At 73.9% G+C, this 20080-nt stretch carries 18 protein-coding genes and 1 riboswitch; of the genes, 7 read left to right on the forward strand and 11 right to left on the reverse strand.

All coding sequences use genetic code 11. From position 1 onward, the window contains the following. Positions 1-29: 29 nt before the first annotated feature. The 4 genes from BU198_RS30315 to BU198_RS30330 form a co-directional block, all read right to left on the reverse strand. Positions 30-731, reverse strand: a complete 702-nt coding sequence (locus BU198_RS30315) for a dienelactone hydrolase family protein (RefSeq protein WP_188300059.1) — start codon at positions 729-731, stop codon at positions 30-32. A 56-nt stretch (positions 732-787) separates the two neighbouring features. Then, positions 788-2200 (reverse strand): sugar porter family MFS transporter, encoded by a 1413-nt coding sequence (locus BU198_RS30320; RefSeq protein ID WP_317620382.1) that lies wholly within the window; start codon positions 2198-2200, stop codon positions 788-790. 119 nt (positions 2201-2319) lie between these two features. Further along, complete coding sequence (locus BU198_RS30325; RefSeq protein ID WP_188300060.1) at positions 2320-3069, reverse strand: FMN-binding negative transcriptional regulator; 750 nt, start codon at positions 3067-3069, stop codon at positions 2320-2322. 14 nt (positions 3070-3083) lie between these two features. Then, positions 3084-3755 (reverse strand): pyridoxamine 5'-phosphate oxidase family protein, encoded by a 672-nt coding sequence (locus BU198_RS30330; RefSeq protein WP_188300061.1) that lies wholly within the window; start codon positions 3753-3755, stop codon positions 3084-3086. Positions 3756-3789: 34 nt separating this feature from the next. On the opposite strand from BU198_RS30330, the gene BU198_RS30335 reads away from it, so the two are divergent. After that, positions 3790-5127: an aminotransferase class I/II-fold pyridoxal phosphate-dependent enzyme gene (locus BU198_RS30335; protein ID WP_188300062.1), complete on the forward strand. Its 1338-nt coding sequence runs from the start codon at positions 3790-3792 to the stop codon at positions 5125-5127. 135 nt (positions 5128-5262) lie between these two features. Here BU198_RS30335 and BU198_RS30340 read toward each other — a convergent pair whose 3' ends face one another. Next, entirely contained in the window at positions 5263-6621 is a 1359-nt protein-coding gene (locus BU198_RS30340; RefSeq protein WP_188300063.1) for an NAD(P)/FAD-dependent oxidoreductase, read from the reverse strand. Positions 6622-6820: 199 nt separating this feature from the next. Between BU198_RS30340 and BU198_RS30345 the strand changes: the two genes are divergently transcribed. The 3 genes from BU198_RS30345 to BU198_RS30355 all read left to right on the forward strand — a co-directional run bounded on the left by BU198_RS30345 (position 6821) and on the right by BU198_RS30355 (position 8529). After that, on the forward strand, positions 6821-7576 hold the full coding sequence (locus BU198_RS30345) for a HipA family kinase (protein WP_188300064.1): 756 nt from the start codon (positions 6821-6823) through the stop codon (positions 7574-7576). Next, positions 7573-7989, forward strand: coding sequence for a DUF3037 domain-containing protein (locus tag BU198_RS30350; RefSeq protein ID WP_188300065.1), 417 nt, complete (start codon positions 7573-7575; stop codon positions 7987-7989). Before BU198_RS30345 ends, BU198_RS30350 begins: the two co-directional genes overlap by 4 nt. An 84-nt stretch (positions 7990-8073) precedes the next feature. Continuing rightward, entirely contained in the window at positions 8074-8529 is a 456-nt protein-coding gene (locus tag BU198_RS30355; protein WP_188300066.1) for a MarR family winged helix-turn-helix transcriptional regulator, read from the forward strand. A gap of 39 nt (positions 8530-8568) precedes the next feature. On the opposite strand, the gene BU198_RS30360 is transcribed toward BU198_RS30355, so the two are convergent. Next, entirely contained in the window at positions 8569-10683 is a 2115-nt protein-coding gene (locus BU198_RS30360; protein WP_188300067.1) for a HelD family protein, read from the reverse strand. A gap of 118 nt (positions 10684-10801) precedes the next feature. Here BU198_RS30360 and purB point away from each other — a divergent pair, with 118 nt between their 5' ends. Beyond that, complete coding sequence (gene purB / locus BU198_RS30365) at positions 10802-12232, forward strand: adenylosuccinate lyase (protein WP_188300068.1); 1431 nt, start codon at positions 10802-10804, stop codon at positions 12230-12232. 7 nt (positions 12233-12239) lie between these two features. Here the strand turns inward: purB and BU198_RS30370 are convergent, their stop codons facing one another. Then, positions 12240-13781 (reverse strand): DHA2 family efflux MFS transporter permease subunit, encoded by a 1542-nt coding sequence (locus tag BU198_RS30370; protein WP_317620383.1) that lies wholly within the window; start codon positions 13779-13781, stop codon positions 12240-12242. A 281-nt stretch (positions 13782-14062) separates the two neighbouring features. Continuing rightward, a riboswitch (cyclic di-AMP (ydaO/yuaA leader) is annotated at positions 14063-14273 on the forward strand. Positions 14274-14276: 3 nt separating this feature from the next. Here BU198_RS30370 and BU198_RS30375 point away from each other — a divergent pair. Then, entirely contained in the window at positions 14277-15311 is a 1035-nt protein-coding gene (locus BU198_RS30375) for a M23 family metallopeptidase (RefSeq protein WP_188300069.1), read from the forward strand. 503 nt (positions 15312-15814) lie between these two features. Beyond that, entirely contained in the window at positions 15815-17251 is a 1437-nt protein-coding gene (locus BU198_RS30380) for an APC family permease (RefSeq protein WP_223245164.1), read from the forward strand. 14 nt (positions 17252-17265) lie between these two features. Here the strand turns inward: BU198_RS30380 and BU198_RS30385 are convergent, their stop codons facing one another. The 4 genes from BU198_RS30385 to BU198_RS30400 all read right to left on the reverse strand — a co-directional run. Continuing rightward, on the reverse strand, positions 17266-17985 hold the full coding sequence (locus tag BU198_RS30385) for a DUF2470 domain-containing protein (protein ID WP_188300071.1): 720 nt from the start codon (positions 17983-17985) through the stop codon (positions 17266-17268). Positions 17986-18137: 152 nt separating this feature from the next. Then, on the reverse strand, positions 18138-18548 hold the full coding sequence (locus BU198_RS30390) for a RidA family protein (RefSeq protein ID WP_188300072.1): 411 nt from the start codon (positions 18546-18548) through the stop codon (positions 18138-18140). 34 nt (positions 18549-18582) lie between these two features. Continuing rightward, positions 18583-19332, reverse strand: coding sequence for an IclR family transcriptional regulator (locus tag BU198_RS30395; RefSeq protein ID WP_188300073.1), 750 nt, complete (start codon positions 19330-19332; stop codon positions 18583-18585). 31 nt (positions 19333-19363) lie between these two features. Next, positions 19364-20080 (reverse strand): PfkB family carbohydrate kinase (locus tag BU198_RS30400; RefSeq protein ID WP_223245151.1); only part of this gene is annotated, 717 nt, incomplete at its 5' end.

Below are 20080 nucleotides of genomic sequence, written 5' to 3' on the forward strand. Positions count from 1 at the left end.
TTTCGTCCCGGCGCCCCGGGGCGGGGGTTTCAGCCGAGATGGCCCCAGAGGAAGGTGAGGGTGCGGCGCCAGGCGATCCGGGCCTGGAGGGGGTCGTGGGTGCCGATCAGGTTCTCGTCGTTCATGAAGGCGTGCCCGGCCGGGTAGAAGTGGATCTCCGGACGGACGTCGGTGGCCTCGCCGATCCGGATCGCCGCCTCGTCCACGGCGGCCATCGGGATCGAGCCGTCCAGCTCGCCGAAGTGGCCGAGCACGTGGGCGGTCAGACCGCGGTAGTCGAAGTCCGGGTCGGGCGGCAGGCCGTAGAACGGCACCACGGCGGCCACCTTGTCGCCGGCCCTCGCGGCCAGCAGCAGGGCGAAGCCGCCCCCCATGCAGAAGCCGACCACCCCGACCGCGTCGCCGACCACGCCGTCCAGCGCGAGCAGGTGGTCGACGGCCCCGGCGAGGTCCTCCACCGCCCGCTCGACCGGGAGCTCGCGCCTGAACCGGGCCGCCTCGGTGCCGTCGTGGGTGGTGGCGCCGCCGAACAGGTCGGGGGCGAGGACGGTGAAACCCTCGGCGGCGAAGCGGTCGGCCACGTCGGCGATGTGCGAGGTGAGGCCCCACCACTCCTGCACCACCACCAGGCCGGGACCGACGCCCTGCGGCGGGCGGGCCAGGTAGCCGTGCGCCGTACGGCCGTTGCTCGGGAAGGTGACGTTCTGCCGGGAGCCGCCCTGGTCAGGCATGGCTTCCTCTCGGTGGGTCGGGCCGCGTGCGGCGGGGGTCTGCGGGGCGGTCCCGGTCAGCCCATCTCCTCCAGCGCCCGGCCCTTGGTCTCCTTGATGCAGAAGGCCACGAACGGGATGGAGAGCAGCGCGAAGGCCGCGTAGATGACGTACGTCGCCGAGAGGTTCCAGTCGGCGAGGTCGGGGAAGCTGACGGTGATCGCCCAGTTGGCGATCCACTGCGCCGAGGCGGCGACGGACAGGGCCAGCGCGCGGATCCGGTTGGGGAACATCTCGCCGAGCAGGACCCAGACCACCACGCCCCAGGAGAAGGCGAAGCAGAGCACGAAGACGTGCGCGGCGATCAGGGCGACGGTGGCGTGGGTGTTGTCCAGGGTGGCGGTGTCGCCGGTGCCGTGCCGGTAGGAGAACGCCCAGGCGGCGGTGGACAGCGCGGCGGCCATGCCGACCGAGCCGGCCAGGGCGAGCGGCCTGCGGCCGATCCGGTCCACCAGGACCATCGCGATCACCGTGCCGATCACGTTGATGATCGAGGTGGAGAGGCTGATCAGCAGCGAGTCGGACTCGTTGATGCCGACCGACTGCCACAGGAAGGACGAGTAGTAGAAGATCACGTTGATGCCGACGAACTGCTGGAACACCGAGGCGCCGATGCCCACCCAGACGATCGGCAGCAGGCCGAAGCGGCCGCCCGTCAGGTCCTTGAGCCGGGGCTTGTGCGAGGACTCCAGCACCGTGCGGATCTCCGCCACCCTGGCGTCCAGGTCCACACCCTCGCCCTCGACCTCGACCAGCACCTTGCGGGCCTGCGCCTCGCGGTGGTCGGCGATCAGGAAGCGCGGCGACTCCGGGATGGAGAGCGCCATCAGCCCGTACACCAGGGCCGGGATGGTCTCGACCCCGAGCATCCACTGCCAGGCCTGGATGCCGCCGAGGTGGCCGGTGGACTCGCCGCCGGCGGCCTGGTTGAGCGCCCAGTTGGCGAGCTGGGAGACGGTGATGCCGAGCACGATCGCCATCTGCTGGAAGGAGGCGAGCCGGCCGCGGTAGGCGGTCGGGGCGACCTCGGCGATGTAGGTCGGGGCGATCACCGAGGCGATGCCGATCGCGATGCCGCCGATCACGCGCCAGGTGGCGAGGGTCTGGATGTTCGGCGGGAACATCGAACCGAGGCCGCTGGCCGCGAACAGCACGGCGGCCAGCAGCATCGTGCGCACCCGGCCGAGGCGGTCGGCGAGCCGGCCCGCGATCACCGCGCCCGCCGCCGAGCCGAGCAGCGCGATCGCCACCACGAAGGCGGTGGTGCCGTTGCCCACCGCGAAGTGCCGCTGGATGCCCGTCACGGCGCCGTTGATCACCGCGCTGTCGTAGCCGAACAGGAAGCCGCCCATGGCCGCGGCCGCCGAGATGAACACCACGTGGCCGAGGTGGACCTCTCCGGCCGCCCGTTGGCTGTTGACTGAGGACACGCGCGCTCCCGAGGGGGTGGACGGGCCCGCTCCGACGCCGAGTGGGCAGGGCTCGTCTCACATTCGAGCAGCGCGGCGGCCGACCTGCCCGAGTTGGCGACCGATCGGGTGACCCCGGGTCAGTCGGCGGCGCGCGGGTGGTCGGTGCGCCGGTCCGCACCGCGTGGGTGGTCGGTGCGCGGGGTGGTGTCGGAGGGGATGGTGGCGCCCTCCGGGGCGGTACCGGGCCCCGCCGTGCGCCGCCGGTGACGGCGGAGCAGCTGGGCGCGGGCGGCGGCGTACTGGTCGCGGCCGCGCCCTCGGCCGTCGGCGCGCTCGGCGAGCCGGTCCGCGATCGCGTACTGCGCCTCGGCGGGCTTCTTGTCGTCGTACTTGAACTTGGCCCGCACCTCGTTCACGCTCAGCCGGAGCCCGCGCAGCCCGGGCAGCTGCCTGGCCAGCTCGCCCTCGCCGGGCACCACCCGGACCTCAGGCGTCTCGGGCTGGAAGTGCGCCAGCTGGCGGTTGAGGATCTCCGCCTTGCCGGTGGCGGACTCCACCACCTCGGCGGTGCAGTGGAAGTGGACCGAGGCGTAGTAGCTGGTGGGGGTGCCCGGTGCGCCGCGCCAGTGGCCGGGGGCGAAGGCGTAGCCGTCGGTGACCGCGAGGGTGACCTGCGGGTCGGCCCGGACGGCGGCCAGCAGCGGGTTGGGCGCGGCCAGGTGGAGCAGGATCTCGCCGCGTTCGGCGTCCAGCAGGAAGTGCGTCGGGACCAGCACCGGGCCCTCGCCGGCGCCGCCGTTGGCCGCGAGCAGGCCGAAGTCGCGGCCCTCGGCCAGCCAGGCGCGCCACTCGTTCTCGTCGCCGCGGTCCCAGGATCTGATCAGCATGGGCGGACCTCCCGTCAGCGGGGGTAGCCGCGCAGGTGCGCGGGCAGCGGGACGGTGGTTCCGGGGTGCGGCTCGGGGGTGCCGTGCACGGTGGTGACCGGGATCAGGCCGGACCAGTGCGGCAGGCCGGCGTCCTCCGGGTCGTCGTCGGCGCCGTCGGCGCGGGTCTTGGCCGAGACCTCGTCCAGCTCCAGCCGGATGACGGCGGTGGCGGCGAGCTCCTTGGCGTCGGCGGGGCGGACCTCGGCGGACCGGCCGGGCACCGCGTGGTCGACCAGGGCGGCCAGCGCGACGTCCCGCTCCTCGGCGTCGGTGACCTGGTGCGCGGTGCCGTGGGCGACCACCGAGCGGAAGTTCACCGAGTGGTTGAACGCGGACTTGGTCAGCACCAGGGCGTCGACCAGGGTGACCGTGACGCAGACCGGCATGCCCTGCTCGCCGGAGGCGTTGCGCAGCGGGCGGCTGCCGGTGGAGCCGTGGAGGTAGAGCCGGCTGCCGACCCGGGCGAAGATCGTCGGCAGGACGACGGGGGCGCCGTCGACGACGAAGCCGAGGTGGCAGACGTACGTGCTGTCGAGGATGGCGTGGATCGCCTCCTGCTCCCAGGTGGCCCGGTCCCGGTAGCGGGTGGGTGTGGTTCCGGGGGTGCGGGAGTAGCTGGGCGAACCTTCCGGGTTGGCTGACATGACATCCTCTATGTACTAGTGCATAATTTACTTTGTGCTAGGAGACTATCCGCTGAAAGGGCGACGCGCCACTGAGATCGCGGCCCACATCGAGCAGGGCGTGAGCAGCGGACTGCTCGCCCCGGGAATCGCGCTGCCCCCGCTGCGCGACCTCGCCGCCGAACTCGGCGTCAACCCCAACACCGTCGCCGCCGCCTACCGGCTGCTGCGCGACCGCGGTGTGATCGAGACCGCGGGCCGCAAGGGCAGCCGCATCCTGCCCAGACCCGCCCTCGCCCCGCGCGACCGGATCCGCGTCCCCGTCCCGCCGCACGCCCGCGACCTCTCCACCGGCAACCCCGACCCGGCCCTGCTACCCGACCTCACCCGGGCCATCGCGGCCGCCGCCGAGGCCGCGCACGCCGATCCGGTGCTCTACGGGCACGAGGCCGTCGACCCGCAGCTGCTCGCGATGGCCCGCGCCTCCTTCGAGGCAGACGGCCTGCCCGGCGGACCGGTCGTCGTCGCCTCAGGCTCGCTGGACACCGTCGAGCGGATCCTCGACGCCAGGCTGCGCCCCGGCGACGCGGTGGCCGTCGAGGACCCGGGCTGGGGCAGCCTGCTCGACCTGCTGCCCGCGATGGGGCTGCGGCACGCGCCCTTCCGGCTGGACGACGAGGGCCCGCTGCCGGACTCGCTGGCCGCGGCGCTGGCCGAGGGCGCCCGGGCCGTGGTGGTCACCAGCCGGGCGCAGAACCCGACCGGCGCGGCGCTCACCGCGCGACGGGCCGAGGCGCTGAAGGCCGTACTGGCCGAGCACCCCGGAGTGCTGCTGATCGAGGACGACCACGGGCACGGCATGGTCGACCAGCCGTACCACCCGCTGGCCGGCGCCGGCACCCGGCACTGGGCGGTGGTGCGCTCGGCGGCCAAGGCGTACGGGCCCGACCTGCGGGTCTCGATCGCGGTCGGCGACGAGGAGACGATCGGGCGGGTGGCCGGCCGGCTGCGGCTGGGCGTCGGCTGGGTCAGCCATCTGTTGCAGCGCACCGTCGCGGAGCTGTGGCGCAGCGACGCCGCCCCGGCCGCCCTGGTGGCCGGGGCGTACCGGGCCAGGCGGGACGCGCTGCTCGGCGAGCTGGCGGCCCGCGGGATCGCGGCGCACGGGGAGAGCGGGCTGAACGTCTGGGTGCCGGTGCCGGACGAGACCTCGGTGCTGGCGGCGCTGGTGCAGCGCGGCTGGGTCGCGGCGCCCGGCGCGCGGTACCGGATCCAGTCGCCGCCCGGGCTGCGCTTCACCACAGCGCGGCTGGAGCCCGCGCAGGCGCGGGAGCTGGCGGAGGACCTGGCGACGGTGCTGGGGGCGGGCCGGGGCGGCTCGCGGCTGGTGTGAGCGCCGGGCGGCTGCGGTTCAGGGGATGGCGGGTGTGACCGACGGCCGGGCCGGGCACGTCCTGCCCGGCCCGGCCCCGATTCGGCCTCGGCCGCCGGGGCGCCGACGTGGTCGGGCGCGTCCCGGGCCGGAGGGTCAGCCCTTGGCGAGCAGGGACTGCGCGTGGGCGCGGACCTGATCCTTCGTCAGATAGGCGTCGGTGTACTCGAAGTCGCGCAGCCGGGCGGGCTGACGGGCGAGGAAGCCGGTGCGCACGAAGTCGTCGCCGGCGGTCGCGTTGAGCACCCAGTTGGCGCCCACCCGGAACTTGGCCACGTTGGTGCGCATCGCCATCAGGTGGTAGCCGCGCGCCACCAGCTGGGCCGGCACCCCGCGCAGCTCCACGCCGAGCGGCTTGGAGACCGCGTCCTTGCCGCCGAGGTCGACCACCAGGCCCAAGTCCTTGTGGTAGTACGGCTCCAGCGGCTGGTTGCGGAGCGAGGCGATCACGTTGTCGGCGGTCGCGCGGCCCTGCCGGGCGGAGTGCTGGGCGGTCGGCGGGCAGACCGCGCCGTCCCCCTTGGCGAGGTCGGGGACGGCGGCGGCGTCGCCGAGCGCGAACACGCCCTCGAACTGCGGCACCCGCATCTCCGCCGTCACGGCGAGCCGGCCGCGGACCGTCTCGGCGTCCAGGGTGCCGATCAGCGGGCTCGCGGCCACGCCGGCGGTCCAGATCAGCGTGCGGCAGGGGAGCACCCGGCCGTCGGTGAACTTGACCGTCTCGGCGCCGACTTCGGCCACCGAGACGCCCAGTGACACCTCGATGCCGCGGTCACGCAGCACCTCCAGGGCGGCTTCGCCGAGCGGGTCGCCGAGCTCCGGCATCAGCTTCGGGGCGATGTCGATCAGGTGCCACTTGATCTGCCGGGCGTCCAGGCGCGGGTAGCGCAGCGTGGCGGCGGTGGTCAGCCGCTGGAGGCAGGCGGCCGTCTCGGTGCCCGCGTAGCCGCCGCCGACCACCACGAACTGGAGCCGGGACTCGCGCTCCTTCTGGTCCAGGGTGGCGGAGGCGAGGTCGAGTTGGGCGATCACGTGGTCGCGCACGTAGGCCGCCTCGGCAAGCGTCTTCATGCCGCGCGCGTAGTCGGTGAGGCCGGGGATGTCGAAGGTGCGGGTGACACTGCCGGGGGCGAGCACCAGGATGTCGTACTTCTGCGCGACCACCTCGTCGGTGATCTTGCGGACGACGCACACCTTGGAGGCCGGGTCCACGCCGATGGCACCGCCGGGGACGATGTGGGTGCGGCGCAGCGAGCGGCGCAGGGAGATGGCCACGGACTGCGGAGTGAGGACGCCGGCCGCGACGTGGGGGAGGAGGGGGAGATAGAGCTGGTAGCTGAACGGCGTGACCAGCGAGATCTCGGCCTCCGACGGTGACAGCTTGCGTTCGAGGCGGCGGGCGCACTCCAGGCCGGCGAAGCCACCGCCCACGATCAGGATCCGAGGTCGTTCCATCGTTCATCCCTTTGCCGTGAAGGTCCCCATTACTGCCCGCCACACTCGCACGGAGCAGCGGGGGCTGCCACCGGGGCGGGGCGCAGGAGGGAGCCGGGGAGCGCGGGTCGTGGGCGGGGCGGCGGGGAGAGGGGAGCGGCCTCCCCCGTACGGGGTGGTGGTGGGGGGAAGCGGCGGCGGCACCGATAGGCTGTCGGCCGTGCTACCCCAGGTGACGGCGATCCGGTACGTGACGCCACTGCGAGAAGGCGGCTCGATGCCGGGCCTGGTCGAGGCCGACGACCGGCGGCTGTACACGCTGAAATGGGTCGGTGCCGCGCAGGGGCGCAAGGCGCTGGTCGCGGAGGTGCTGGCCGGGGAACTCGGCCGGCGGCTCGGGCTGCCGGTGCCGGAGCTGGTGACGGTCGACCTGGACCCGGTGCTCGCGCGCAGCGAGCCGGACCACCAGATCCAGGACCAGATGCGGGCCAGCGGCGGGACCAACCTCGGGATGGCCTTCGTCAGCGGCGCGCTCAACTTCGACCCGCTCTGCTTCGAGGTGGACCCGGAACTCGCCGGGCAGGTGCTCTGGTTCGACGCGCTGATCGGCAACGTCGACCGTTCCTGGCGCAACCCGAACCTGCTGGTGGCGACCGGCGGGCTGCGGCTGATCGACCACGGCGCGAGCCTGATCTTCCACCACAACTGGCCGGGCGCCGCCGCCTGGATCCGCCGCCCGTACGACGCCTCCGACCACGCGCTGCTGCGGGCCAGGCCGGACGTGGCGGCGGCCGACAAGGCGCTCGCGCCGGTCGCGGAGGCGGCGATCGAGGCCGCGGTGGCACGGATCCCCGAGGTGTGGCTGACGGACGAGTTCGGCTTCGACTCGCCCGACGAGGTGCGCGCCGCGTACCGCACCCAGCTGACCGAGCGACTGGCCGGTCCGCGCGACTGGCTGCCGGAGGTGCCCGCATGACCGAGTCCTCGCCGTCCGCGCTGCCGGCCACCGTCGAGCTGCACGACTACGAGTACGCCGTGATCCGCGCGGTGCCGAGGGTCGAGCGGGGTGAGTGCGTCAACGTCGGGGTGCTGCTGTACTGCCGGCAGAGTTCGCACCTGGCCGCCCGTACCCATCTGGACCAGGCCCGGCTGCTGGCGCTGGACCCGGTGGCGGACGTGCAGGGGGTGCGGCGGGCGCTGCACGGGATCGAGGCGGTCTGCCTGGGCGGCCCGCAGGCCGGTCCGGCGGCGGGGGACAACCCCGGTCAGCGGTTCCGCTGGCTGACCGCGCCGCGCAGCGCGATCGTCCAGCCGGGGCCGGTGCACACCGGGCTGACCGCGGACCCGGAGGCGGAGCTGCGGCGGCTGTTCGACCAGCTCGTGCTCTGACCCGGGACGGGCGGGAGGCGACTCGCGGACGGTTGCCCTGGTCAAAGCTTGAGTTGCTGAAGCACCTGGCCGTACCCTTGCCCCATGGGTTCGACAGCGACGACGACCGTACCGACCAACGCCGAGTTGATGGAGGTGTTGGCCTCCGTCGGTGCCGCGTACTTCCAGGACTTCGCGGCGGCCGCGGCCAGGCACGGCCTCTCCTCCTCGCAGGCCAAGGCGCTGGGCGCGGTGCAGGAGCCGGTGCCGATGCGGGCGCTGGCCGGACGGCTCGGCTGCGACGCGTCGAACGTCACCGGGATCGTGGACCGGCTGGAGTCGCTGGGCCTGGCCAACCGGGCGGCGGCGGCCGGTGACCGCCGGGTGAAGATCGTGGTGATCACGGACGAGGGCCGGGAGATCCTGAACGGCATCCGCGGTGAGATGGCCAGGACCCACCAGGCCTTCGAGGCGATGACCGACGAGCAGCGGATCGCCCTGCACTCGATCTGCTCCCAGGTGCTGCCGGTGCTGGCCGGCCGTCCCGGCGGCGCGCAGTAGGACCCGCGAAGCCCTGCCTCCCGGCCGGAGCGGTTCCGGTCAGAGCAGCCCGGCGAGTTCCGGCGGCAGTGGCCGGTGGTGCAGCAGGGTGAGCGAACGGGTGGTCCTGGTGAGGGCGACGTAGCGGTCGCGCGGCGCGAGCGCGGCCGGCTCGACGACCACGACCGCGTCGAACTCCAGCCCCTTGGCGTCCGCCACGGTGAGCGCGTCCAGTCCGGCGGCCAGGGAGTCCGGCGCGATCACGCCCGAGGTGCCGGTGCCGCGGGGCAGCCGGGCGAGCGCGGCGGTGAAGTCGCCGTCCGGGACGGGGACCGCGCGCGGCTGCTCGGTGCCGGGGCGGATGGACTCGGGCGGCCGGTGGCCGGGCATGGCGGTGCGCAGGACGGCGGCGGCGAGGGCCATGACGGGCTCCGGCGTGCGGTAGTTGACGGTCAGCCGCTCTTCGCGCCAGCGGCCGGGCAGGTGCGGGTCGAGCATCTCGGCCCAGCTGCGGGCGCCGGCGGGCGATCCGGTCTGGGCGAGGTCGCCGACGATGGTGAGCGAGGTGGCCGGGACGCGCCGCAGGACGGCGCGCCAGGCCATCGCGGACAGCTCCTGCGCCTCGTCGACGACGACGTGGCCGTACGCCCAGGTGCGGTCGGCGGCGGCGCGTTCGGCGGTGGAGCGGTACGGGCCGTCGTCGCGGAAGCGCCCGGCCAGCGCGGCGGAGTTCAGCAGGGCGTCGTCGGTCTGTCCGGTGATGGTCAACACGCCCTGGGCGAAGGCCAGTTCGTCCGGGTCGTCGTCGGAGGCGGCGGAAGCCCGCTGTTCGCCGAGGAGTTCGGCGGCCTCGTCGAGCAGCGGGACGTCCTCGACCGTCCAGGGGGAGCCGGGCGGGCGGAGCAGGACGGAGGCCTGCCCGGGGGCCGAATCGGCAAGCAACTCCCGGTCGGTGAGCAGCCGTTCGAGCAGCTGCTGCGGGGTGAGCAGCGGCCACAGCGGGTCGAGCACGGCGCGGACGTCCGGCCGCTGCCACAGTTCGCGCGGGGCGTAGTGGGCCTCCTCGTCGTCGTACGGGCGGCCGAGGGTCAACGCCTGGGCGATGCCGAGGGCGTCGAGCAGGGTGCGCAGGTAGAAGCCGCGGGCCCGGTTGTGCGGCAGTCGCAGGCCGCGGGCGGCGTCCCTGGCCTCGGCGCAGGCCCGGGCGGAGAGGGTCAGCCCCTCGCCGAGGTCCAGGCCTTCGGCCGGGGCCTGCTGGTGGGCGGCCAGGGCGCGGCGGAGCACCTCGGCCATCCGGGGGCCGCCCTTGGCCACGGCGGTGGCGGGGGCGTCGGTGCCGGTGGCGGTGATGCCGGGGAAGAGCTCGCCGACGGTGCGCAGGACCACCTCGGTTTCGCCGAGGGCGGGCAGCACCTCGTGGATGTACCGCAGGAAGCCGGCGTTGGGGCCGATCAGCAGCACGCCCCGGCGCTCCAGGGCGGCGCGGTGGGTGAACAGCAGGTAGGCGGCGCGGTGCAGGGCGGCCAGCGTCTTGCCGGTGCCGGGGCCGCCCTGGACCACCAGGGCGCCGGGCAGCGGGGAGCGGATCACCCGGTCCTGCTCGGTCTGGATGGTGGCGACGGCGGTGCCCATGCGGCCGGTGCGGTCGCGGGCGAGCGCGGCGAGCAGCGCGGCCTCGCCGACCAGGCCGCGCCGGCCGGAGTCGCTCAGCCCGGCGAGGTCGAGCGCCTCGTCGTCCAGGCCGGTGAGGGTGCGGCCCCTGGTGTGCAGGTGGCGGCGGCGCACCACGGGGCCGGGCCGGGCGGGCGTCGCGGTGTAGAAGGGGCGGGCGGCCGGGGTGCGCCAGTCGAGCAGCAGCGGTTCGTGGGCCTCGTCGGTCAGGCCGGCTCGACCGATGTAGTGGACGGTGCCGTCGCGATCGTCGAGCCGGCCGAAGCAGAGGCCGTGCTCGACCGCGTCCAGCCGGGCGGCGTGGCGGGCGGCCTCGCGGGCGCGCACCTCGCGTTCCAGCCTGGACTGGTGGGTGCCGCCGGCCGTGGCTCCGTCGTGGGCGGCGTCGGCGGTGCGCCGGGCCCGCTCGCGTACGGTGTCCAGCCGGGCGTAGAGGCCGGAGAGGTGGGCCTGCTCGCTGCGCAGGGCTTCGGCGAGGACGGGTTCCGCTGGAACTTCACTCATTGATGTGGTATCCTTGCGGTGAGAAGGTCCTGGTGCGTCATGTGAAGGGCGCTCAATCGACCCAGCCTACCCCATCCGCCGCCGCCTGGCGTGACCTCGGCTGTTACTCTTGCGAAGCGTGAGCGCGAAGCCCCAGATCCCCAATGTCCTGGCCTCCCGGTACGCCTCGGCGACCCTGGCCCAGCTGTGGTCCCCCGAGCACAAGGTGGTCCTCGAGCGCCACCTGTGGCTCGCCGTCCTGAAGGCCCAGCAGGACCTCGGCGTCGAGGTGCCGGTGGGCGCCGTCGCCGACTACGAGCGGGTGATCGACCAGGTCGACCTCGGCTCGATCGCCGCCCGTGAGCGGGTCACCCGCCACGACGTGAAGGCCCGGATCGAGGAGTTCAGCGAACTCGCCGGCCACGAGCAGATCCACAAGGGCATGACCTCCCGGGATCTGACCGAGAACGTCGAGCAGCTCCAGATCCGCCAGTCCCTGGAGCACGTGCGGGACCGCACGGTGGCCGTGCTGGTGCGCCTGGGCAAGCTGTCCGCCCAGCACGCCGAGCTGGTCATGGCCGGCCGCTCGCACAACGTGGCCGCGCAGGCCACCACCCTGGGCAAGCGCTTCGCCTCGATCACCGACGAGCTGCTGGTCGCCTTCCGCCGTCTGGAGGAGCTGATCGCCCGCTACCCGCTGCGCGGGATCAAGGGCCCGGTCGGCACCGCCCAGGACATGCTGGACCTGATGGGCGGGGACACCCAGAAGCTGGCCGAGCTGGAGCGCCGGGTCGCCGGGCACCTCGGCTTCGACCACGTGCTGACCAGCGTCGGCCAGGTCTACCCGCGCTCGCTGGACTTCGAGGTGCTCACCGCCCTCGTCCAGCTGGCCGCCGCGCCGTCCAGCCTGGCCAAGACCATCCGCCTGATGGCCGGCCACGAGCTGGTCACGGAGGGCTTCAAGGAGGGCCAGGTCGGCTCCTCCGCGATGCCGCACAAGATGAACACCCGCTCCTGCGAGCGCGTCAACGGCCTGGCCGTCATCCTGCGCGGCTACGCCTCGATGACCGGCGAGCTGGCCGGCGACCAGTGGAACGAGGGCGACGTCTCCTGCTCGGTGGTGCGCCGGGTCGCGCTGCCGGACGCGTTCTTCGCCTTCGACGGTCTGCTGGAGACCTTCCTGACCGTCCTCGACGAGTTCGGCGCCTTCCCGGCCGTGATCGAGACCGAGCTGGACCGCTACCTGCCGTTCCTCGCCACCACCAAGGTGCTGATGGGCGCGGTGCGCGCGGGCGTGGGCCGGGAGACCGGCCACGAGGTCATCAAGGAGCACGCCGTGGCCTCCGCGCTCGCGATGCGCGCGGGTGCCCGGGAGAACGAGCTGCTGGACCGCCTGGCCGCCGACGAGCGGATCCCGCTGGACCGGGCCGCGCTGGACGCGCTGCTGGCCGACAAGCTGTCCTTCACCGGCGCGGCCGGTGCCCAGGTCGCCGAGGTGGTCCGCCAGGTGGAGGCCGTCGCGGCCGCCTACCCGGAGGCCGCCAAGTACGTTCCGGGCGACATCCTCTGACGATTCGTCAGGCCTTGTGTGAGGGCCCTGCCGCCGGACCGCCGGTGGCAGGGCCCTCACGCGTCGCGGTGACGTGGCCAGGGTCGAGCGGCGGGGTGGTGCCGCAGCTCCACTCGGTGTCGGGCTCGGCCACCGGGTGGTCCGCGGGGGCCAGCACGTTGCCCCGTACGGTCGCGAGGGCGGTCAGCCCGCCGGCGGTGAGCAGGCCCGCGCAGATCAGCATCGCGGTGTGGAACGCGGAGTCGACCGAGGCGGGCACCCGGTAGGCGTCGCCGCTCAGCCCGGCCAGCGCCGGCAGGGCGGCCACCGCGAGCAGGCCGGCCGCCCGGGCGGCGGCGTTGTTGACCCCGCTGGCGATGCCCGCGTGCCGGACCTCGACGGCGGCCAGCACGGTCGCCGTCAGCGGCGCGACCAGCAGCGTCATCCCGCAGCCCATCACCGTGACGGCGGGCAGCACGTCCACCCAGTACGAGGAGTCGGCGCCGATGCGCAGCATCAGCAGCACTCCGGCGGCGCACAGCAGCGGACCGACGGTCAGCGGGATGCGCGGACCGATCAGCTTGCCGAGGCGCCCGGCGCGCGCCGACAGCACCAGCATCAGCACGGTGATCGGCACCAGCGCGAAGCCCGAGACCAGCGGGGAGAACCCGGAGACGATCTGGAGCTGCACCACCAGCAGGAAGAAGACACCGCTGAACGCCGCGTACACGCACAGGGTGACCAGGTTCACCGCGGTGAACAGCCGGGAGGAGAACAGGCCGAGCGGCAGCATCGGCTCGGGCGCGCGGCGCTCGACGGCGACGAAGGTGACGCCGAGCACCACACCGGCCACGCCGCTGACCCAGACGGCGGGGGACAGGCCCTCACCGGCGGCGGTCAGCGCGTAGGTGACCGCGCCGAGGGCGAGGGCGGCGAGCACGGCGCCGAGCACGTCGAACCGGCCGGAGGCGCTCTCGTCCCGGCTCTCCGGTACCGACCGGGTGGTGACCGCGATCACGGCGGCGGCGAGCGGCAGGTTCAGCAGGAAGATCCAGCGCCAGCCGGGGCCGTCCACCAGCCAGCCGCCGAGGAAGGGGCCGACCGCGGCCGAGACCCCGCCGAGGCCGGACCAGAGGCCGACCGCCGCCGAGCGGTCGTCGGGGTGGAAGACGGCCTGGAGCATGGCGAGCGAGCCGGGGGTGAGCAGCGCCCCGCCGATGCCCTGGACGGCGCGGGCGGCGATCAGCACGTGGATGTTCGGCGCGGCGGCGCAGGCGGCGGAGGCGATGGCGAACCAGACCACGCCGATCAGGAAGACCTTGCGCCGCCCGTAGCGGTCGCCGAGCGCGCCGCCGAGCAGGATCAGGCCCGCCAGGGTGAGCAGATAGGCGTTCAGCGTCCATTGCAGGGACGCCAGGGAAGCGCCGAGATCGGCGCCGATCCGGGGCAGGGCGACGTTCACCACGGTGCCGTCGAGCATCGCCATGCTGGAGCCGAGCACCGTCGCCAGTAGTACCAGGCGGCCCTGCGCGGTGCCCAGGCGCAGGGTCCCTGCCTCTGAGGTGGTCACGGGCGAATCCTGCGCTGCCGGGACGCACGTGACAAGGCTCACCGGGTGGTGTGTTGGCCGCGAGCTGTCCGTGAGTGGCCGGATGCGCAGCGTCGCGGATCTCGGCGCAGGGTCGTGGATCAGTGGCGGGGGGTGAATGGATTGTGTACGTATCGTGTGGTGGTACCTGCGGAGGGTCACCGGGCGCCGGGGGGTTGTTGCTGTTTCAAGAGATCGACATTGCTTCACCCGAACGGATGGGTTTTAGTTCAGCGACCGCCCGGCCAGTCCGGACGGATCCGCCGGGTGGAACGCCGAATCCTGCCGCTGCCCGGTGGTTCGAAACGAACTCTGTACGGCAGGAGCGGGGGACCCACAGGTAAGTCGCCGGACCGGAGTTCGCGCCTCAGGGCGTGAACGACCAGGACCGGCTAGGGGTGAAGCCGCGCATGCGGCCGGGCAACTCCAGCCCGAACCCGACAGCTCACCTCGCAGGCGTCGGAGAGGAAAAATTCCATGCCTGCTCAGGCTCGTCGTATCGCCCTGCCCCGCGCCGTCCGTATCGGCATCGCCACGGCCGTCACCGGTGTCTCCTTCGCCGTGCCGCTCGTGACCGCGGTGACCGCCCAGGCGCACACCGCCCCGGCCCCGCAGGCCGCCGTCGCCACCACCGACGCCAAGTCGGCCGCCCCGGCTGCCGCTCCGGCCACCCAGTCGGCCGCTCCGGCCGCACCGGAGAGCTACCGCGTCGTCAGTGGCGACACCCTGTCCAGGATCGCCGACGCCAGGAGCGTCGACGGTGGCTGGCAGGCGCTGTACGAGCAGAACCGCTCGGTCGTCGGCGCCAACCCGAACCTGATCTTCCCGGGTCAGCAGCTCGCGCTGCCGGGTCACGCCACCGCGCCGTCCGCCGACGCCGCCCCGGCGAAGCCGACCGCTCCGGCCAAGCCCGCCGCTCCGGCGAAGCCCGCCGCTCCGGCGAAGCCCGCCAAGCCGGCCGCTCCGGCGACCCAGGCCGCCAAGCCGCAGGCCCAGGTCCAGGTGAAGACCGAGGCCGCCAAGCCGTCCGCCCAGCTCCAGACCCAGGTGCAGGTCGCCGCTCCGGCCGCGGCCGTGACCGCCACTCCGGTCGCCGCCGCCACCTCCGGCTACGTCGCCCCGCTGGCCAGCCCGAAGCTGGGCACCGCCTACGGCGTGGCCGGCTCGATGTGGGCCTCCGGCCACCACACCGGCCAGGACTTCGTCGCCTCCACCGGCACCCCGCTGCGCGCCGTCGCCAACGGTGTCGTGGTCAAGGCCGGCAACGGCGGCGCCTACGGCAACGAGGTCGAGATCAAGCTCGCCGACGGTCACTACGCCGAGTACGCGCACCTCTCCTCGATCGGTGTGAAGATCGGTCAGACCGTCACCGCCGGCCAGCAGATCGGCCTCTCCGGCGCCACCGGCAACGTGACCGGCCCGCACCTGCACTTCGAGATCCGCAACGGCTCGGAGTACGGCTCGGACATCAACCCGGTCGCCTTCCTCCGGGCGCACGGCGTCGCGCTCTGAGCCTGACGGGCTCCGAGGGTTTCAGGAACCGCCACTGTCGCGGGGTGAACCGATCCTCCGGGATGGTCATGTCGGGTGACCGCTCGACCGGGTGATCGCCGCACGGTGGACATGGGCGAGGGACACGCCCAGGCCGGCCCGGCTGCACGAGGACTTCCTCGGGCAGCCGGGCCGGCCGCTTTCGTTCCCGGGTCTTCCTTGGGCGCCTTTCCGGGTTGTTCGGCCCTGGTCGAACGCGGCGTCAACTCCGGTGCCCCGATGGGCGGTCGACGGCACCGCCGGTTGCCCGCGGCGCGCCATGCTGACGGTCGGTCAGCGTCCGGCCGGTCCGGCGGGCGGGCGGGTCCTGGAGGCGAGGAGGCCGGATGGCGGTCCGCGGTGAAGATACAGCGGGGGGCACGGCGGGGGGCACGGCGAGGGAGACGGCGGAGCGGGAACGGCCGGGCGCGGGTGGGGTCGACCGGCTGAAGGCGGACTCGGTCGGCCTGGTCGGCGTGGTGTTCATGGCGCTCGCCACCGCCGCCCCGATCACCGCGATGACCGGCAACCTGCCGATCGTCGTCGGGCAGGGCAACGGAGTCGGCGCACCCGCCGCGTACATCGTGGCGACCGTGGTGCTGACGGTGTTCTCGGTCGGGTACGTGGCGATGGCCCGGCACATCACCGCGGCCGGCGCGTTCTACGGCTACGTCTCGCACGGGCTGGGCCGGGTCGCCGGACTGTCCTCGGGGCTGCTCGCGGTGCTCGCGTACGTCGTCACCGAGGCCGCGGTCCTCGGCTTCTTCGCGTTCTCGCTGCGCGGGCTGGCCCGTTCACAGCTGGGGGTGGAGCTGGGCTGGGGCTGGTACGCGCTGTCCGGGGCGGTGGTGATCGGGGTGGCGGGCTGGTTCGACCTCCAGCTGACGGCCAGGGTGCTCGGGGTCGCGCTGGTGCTGGAGATCGGGGTGCTGGGCGCGGTCTCGCTGGCGGTGCTGTTCTCCGGCGGCGGTCCGGACGGGATCGTGGCCGAGGCCGTGAACCCGCTGAACGCGCTGAAAGGGGTGGGGAGTTCGGGCATCTCGGCGGCCGGGCTCGGACTGTTCTTCGCGTTCTGGTCCTGGGTGGGCTTCGAGTCGACCGCGATGTACGGCGAGGAGTCCCGCGACCCGAAGCGGGTGGTGCCGCGGGCGACGCTGGTGTCGGTGATCGGGGTCGGGCTGTTCTACGTCTTCGTGTCCTGGATGATCGTGTCCGGCAACGGGGTCGGGCACGCGATCGCGGTGGCGAGCGGCGGCGTGCCGGGCAAGGACGGCAACAGCCTGTTCTTCGATCCGCTCGGCGCGCACCTGGGGGCCTGGGCGGTGAAGGTGTTCCAATGGCTGGTCGTCACGGGGTCGTTCGCCTGCGCGATGGCCTTCCACCAGTGCGCGGCCCGGTACCTGTACGCGATCGGGCGGGAGGGGCTGCTGCACCCGGCGCTCGGCCGCACCCACCCGCGGTACGGCTCGCCGCACGTCGCCTCGGTGGTCCAGTCGGTGATCGCGGTGGGGCTGGTGGCGGCGTTCCTGGCGGCCGGGATGGACCCGTACGCGCACCTGTACACGCTGCTGGCGCTGCTCGGGACGATGGCGATCCTGGTGGTGCAGACGCTCTGCTCCTTCGCCGTGGTCGGGTACTTCCACGTGCGGCGGCGGCACCCGGAGACGGCGCACTGGTTCCGGACGCTGGTCGCGCCGCTGGTGGGCGGGGTGGCGATGGCCGGGGTGGTGGCGCTGCTGGTGCTCAACAAGGACGCCGCGGCCGGGGCGGCGGCGCACACCCTGCTGTTCCGGCTGATCCCGTACCTGGTGATCGGGGTGTTCGCGGGCGGGACCGCACTGGCGCTCGCGGTGCGCCGGTGGCGGCCCGGGCTGTACGCGCGGATGGGGCGGATCGTGCTGGAGGACACGGTCGAGCGGTGACGGCCGGCCGGCGCTCAGCCGCGGTGGACCGGCAGGCCGTGCTGGGCGGCGGCCAGCAGGTCGTGCATCCGGTGGCCGAAGTCCTCGGTGTCCCTGGCCGGTTCGGGGAAGACCAGGCGGACGTCGCGGTGGCCGTACGGGTGGTCCAGGCGCAGCACCAGGCCGTAGCGGTCCAGGGCGAGCGGGCGGACGTCCGGGGCGTGGGTGAGGACGGCCGGGTCGAGCAGCCGGGTGAGGACGTCGAGCGCGTCGGCGTGGTCGTCGGCGAGGTGGGTGAGCATCGCGGCCTCGTACCTGGCCAGCGGGTCGGGGGCGGCCAGGGCGAGGTCGGCGGCGGTGACCGCGGCGGTGCCGTACGGGGTGGCGAGGACGGCGTGGGCGACGTCCACTCCCAGGTGGACGCCGAGGCCGTCGTCGGTCAGGTGGGCCAGGTGCAGCCGGCCGGCCAGGGTGAGGCGGGCGCGGACGCGGTCGCGGACGGCCACGGGGGCGACGTCGGTGACGTCGAGGACGACGGCGAGGCCCTCGGTGGCGCCGGCGGCGGCCGAGGTGAGCGGATCGTCCAGGGCGGTGCGCAGCCGCAGCCGGGAGCCGTGCAGGGAGAGCGGGGTGTCCAGGTGGTGGTGCTCGCCCAGGGCGCGGACGGTGAGCGAGGAGGCCGTGCCGAGCAGGCTGTGGATCCGTTCGGCGGTGGTGGGCTCGGGGACCTCGGTGTCGCCGGTGGGCAGGCTCATGGACGGACCTCCAGTGAAGTTAGGTGAGCCTAACCTAATGTCCGTCCGGGGGTGTGGCAAGCGGGCGTTCGGCCATCGGCCGACGGGTGTCCGCGCATGCCGAGGGCCCGGACGCGCGGAGGCGTCCGGGCCCTTCGCCGGGCGGGGGCGGGTCAGCCGACGACGGCCTGGGCGTCGATCTCGACCAGCATCGGCTCCTGCGGCAGCTCGACGAAGATGGTGGTGCGGCACGGCTTCACGCCGCCGGGCCTGACGTTCTCGTCGATGAACTCGGCGTAGACCTCGTTCATCAGCGGGAAGTCGGCGCGCTTGGTGAGGTAGACGCGGAACATCACCACGTCCTCGATGGTGGCGCCGCCGGCCTCGACGATGGCCTTGACGTTCTCCAGGGTGCGGCGGGTCTGCGCCTTCACATCGCCGTGGTACAGGTACTCGCCGGTGGCCGGGTCCTGCGGGCCCTGGCCGGAGACCTGGAGGATCGGGCCCTTGCGGACGCCCTGGGAGAACATCCAGGCGGGGGCGGGGGCGCCTTCGGTACGGATCTCGATCTTGTCGGAGGACATGGGTTCCTTGGTCTCTCGGGTTCTCGACGGTTCGTCAGTAGTGGTCGGGGCGGCCGCAGTCGGCCGAGACGGCGCGGGTGGTGGCGAGCAGCTGCGGGAGCAGGTCCAGCACCTGCTCGTACGGCAGGACCACGTCCGGGACGGAGATGGAGGCGGCGGCGACCACCCGGCCGCTGGCGTCCCTGACCGGCGCGGCCACGCAGTTGATGAAGGACTCGTGCTCGGCGTGGTCCTGTGCCCAGCCCTGGACGGCGACCTTCTCCAGCTCGGCGAGCAGGGCCTCGGGGGTGGTCAGGGTGCGCTCGGTGTGCGGGACGAAGTCGATCCCGGCCACCACCCGGCGCCGCTCGGGCAGCGGCAGGTCGGCCAGCAGCACCTTGGAGACGGCGGCGCTGTGCAGGGCGGCGCGCAGGCCGATCCGGGAGTACATCCGGACCGGGTGGCGGGAGTCGAACTTGTCGATGTAGACCACCTCGCCGCCCTCGTACGCGGCCAGGTGCACGGTCTGACCGGTCGCGGCGTTCAGCTCGGCCAGGTGTGGGGCGGCGATCCGGCGCACGCCGCGCTGCTCCAGGGCCAGGCCGGAGAGTGCGAAGAGCCCGGCGCCCAGGTGGTAGCGGTAGGCCGCGTCGCGGTAGACGAACCGTTCCTCTTCGAGGCTCTGGAGCAGTCGGAGCACGGTCGTCTTGTGGACGCCGAGTACCTCGGCGAGCTGGTCGAGGGAGCGCCGGCCCTCGCCGAGCTCGGCGAGGATGCGCAGGGCGCGGGTGACGGTCTGGCTCATCGTGCTCCGCTCCGAGGGCTGGGGTTCCCGCTCATTGTGCCCGGGCCCGGCCGGCGGACGGCGACGGGTCGGCCGACGGCGCCCGCCCGGCCGGACGGGAGGCGGCACCGGGGCGCACGGCCGGTCCCGTGATGCCCTCCGCGGTGACCCTGGTGGCCGCCCACTGGGCGGGGGAGGCGTCGAGCAGTGCGGCCACCACGGCGGCGTCCGGCAGTTCGGCCTGGTCGCCGTGGGCGGTCAGTGCGCAGGCGGCGCTCAGATGGCCGAGCCGCAGCCGGCGGCGCTGGTCCAGGCCCCGGACGGTGCCGGCCAGGTAGCCGGCCGCGAAGGCGTCGCCCGCGCCGGTGGCCTCGACCACCTCGACCACGAGGGCCGGCTCGGTGACCGCCGTCCCCTCCCGGTCCATCGCTGTCACCTGATTCGCCGCGTCCTTGACCACGACGGTGGCCGGGGCGGGGAAGCGGCGGCGCAGGGCGGCCGGGTCGCCGGTGCCGAAGGCGGCCTCGGCCTCGTCGGCGCCGAGCAGCAGCAGGTCGGCGGCGTCCAGCAGCGGCGGCAGCACGGCCGGGTCGCGGTCGCGCCAGAGCGACGGGCGCCAGTTGAGGTCGAAGCTGACCACCCGGCCCGGGCGGCGGTCGGCGAGCAGCGCCCGCAGCAGGGCCAGGCAGTCGTCGGAGAGCGCGGCGGTGATGCCGGACAGGTGCAGCAGCCGGGCGCCGGTCAGCAGGGCGGCGGCGGCAGGCTCGGC

It is taken from the genome of Streptomyces sp. CBMA156, assembly GCF_014596515.1.
Taxonomy (GTDB): Bacteria; Actinomycetota; Actinomycetes; order Streptomycetales; family Streptomycetaceae; genus Kitasatospora.

Excerpts from the sequence above, each read along its gene's own strand:
- BU198_RS30315 (WP_188300059.1), bottom strand. The coding sequence starts at position 731 with ATGCCTGACCAGGGCGGCTCCCGGCAGAACGTCACCTTCCCGAGCAAC.
- BU198_RS30325 (WP_188300060.1), bottom strand. The coding sequence starts at position 3,069 with ATGCTGATCAGATCCTGGGACCGCGGCGACGAGAACGAGTGGCGCGCC.
- BU198_RS30330 (WP_188300061.1), bottom strand. The coding sequence starts at position 3,755 with ATGTCAGCCAACCCGGAAGGTTCGCCCAGCTACTCCCGCACCCCCGGA.
- BU198_RS30340 (WP_188300063.1), bottom strand. The coding sequence starts at position 6,621 with ATGGAACGACCTCGGATCCTGATCGTGGGCGGTGGCTTCGCCGGCCTG.
- BU198_RS30350 (WP_188300065.1), top strand. The coding sequence starts at position 7,573 with ATGACCGAGTCCTCGCCGTCCGCGCTGCCGGCCACCGTCGAGCTGCAC.
- BU198_RS30355 (WP_188300066.1), top strand. The coding sequence starts at position 8,074 with ATGGGTTCGACAGCGACGACGACCGTACCGACCAACGCCGAGTTGATG.
- BU198_RS30360 (WP_188300067.1), bottom strand. The coding sequence starts at position 10,683 with ATGAGTGAAGTTCCAGCGGAACCCGTCCTCGCCGAAGCCCTGCGCAGC.
- BU198_RS30375 (WP_188300069.1), top strand. The coding sequence starts at position 14,277 with ATGCCTGCTCAGGCTCGTCGTATCGCCCTGCCCCGCGCCGTCCGTATC.
- BU198_RS30380 (WP_223245164.1), top strand. The coding sequence starts at position 15,815 with ATGGCGCTCGCCACCGCCGCCCCGATCACCGCGATGACCGGCAACCTG.
- BU198_RS30385 (WP_188300071.1), bottom strand. The coding sequence starts at position 17,985 with ATGAGCCTGCCCACCGGCGACACCGAGGTCCCCGAGCCCACCACCGCC.
- BU198_RS30390 (WP_188300072.1), bottom strand. The coding sequence starts at position 18,548 with ATGTCCTCCGACAAGATCGAGATCCGTACCGAAGGCGCCCCCGCCCCC.
- BU198_RS30395 (WP_188300073.1), bottom strand. The coding sequence starts at position 19,332 with ATGAGCCAGACCGTCACCCGCGCCCTGCGCATCCTCGCCGAGCTCGGC.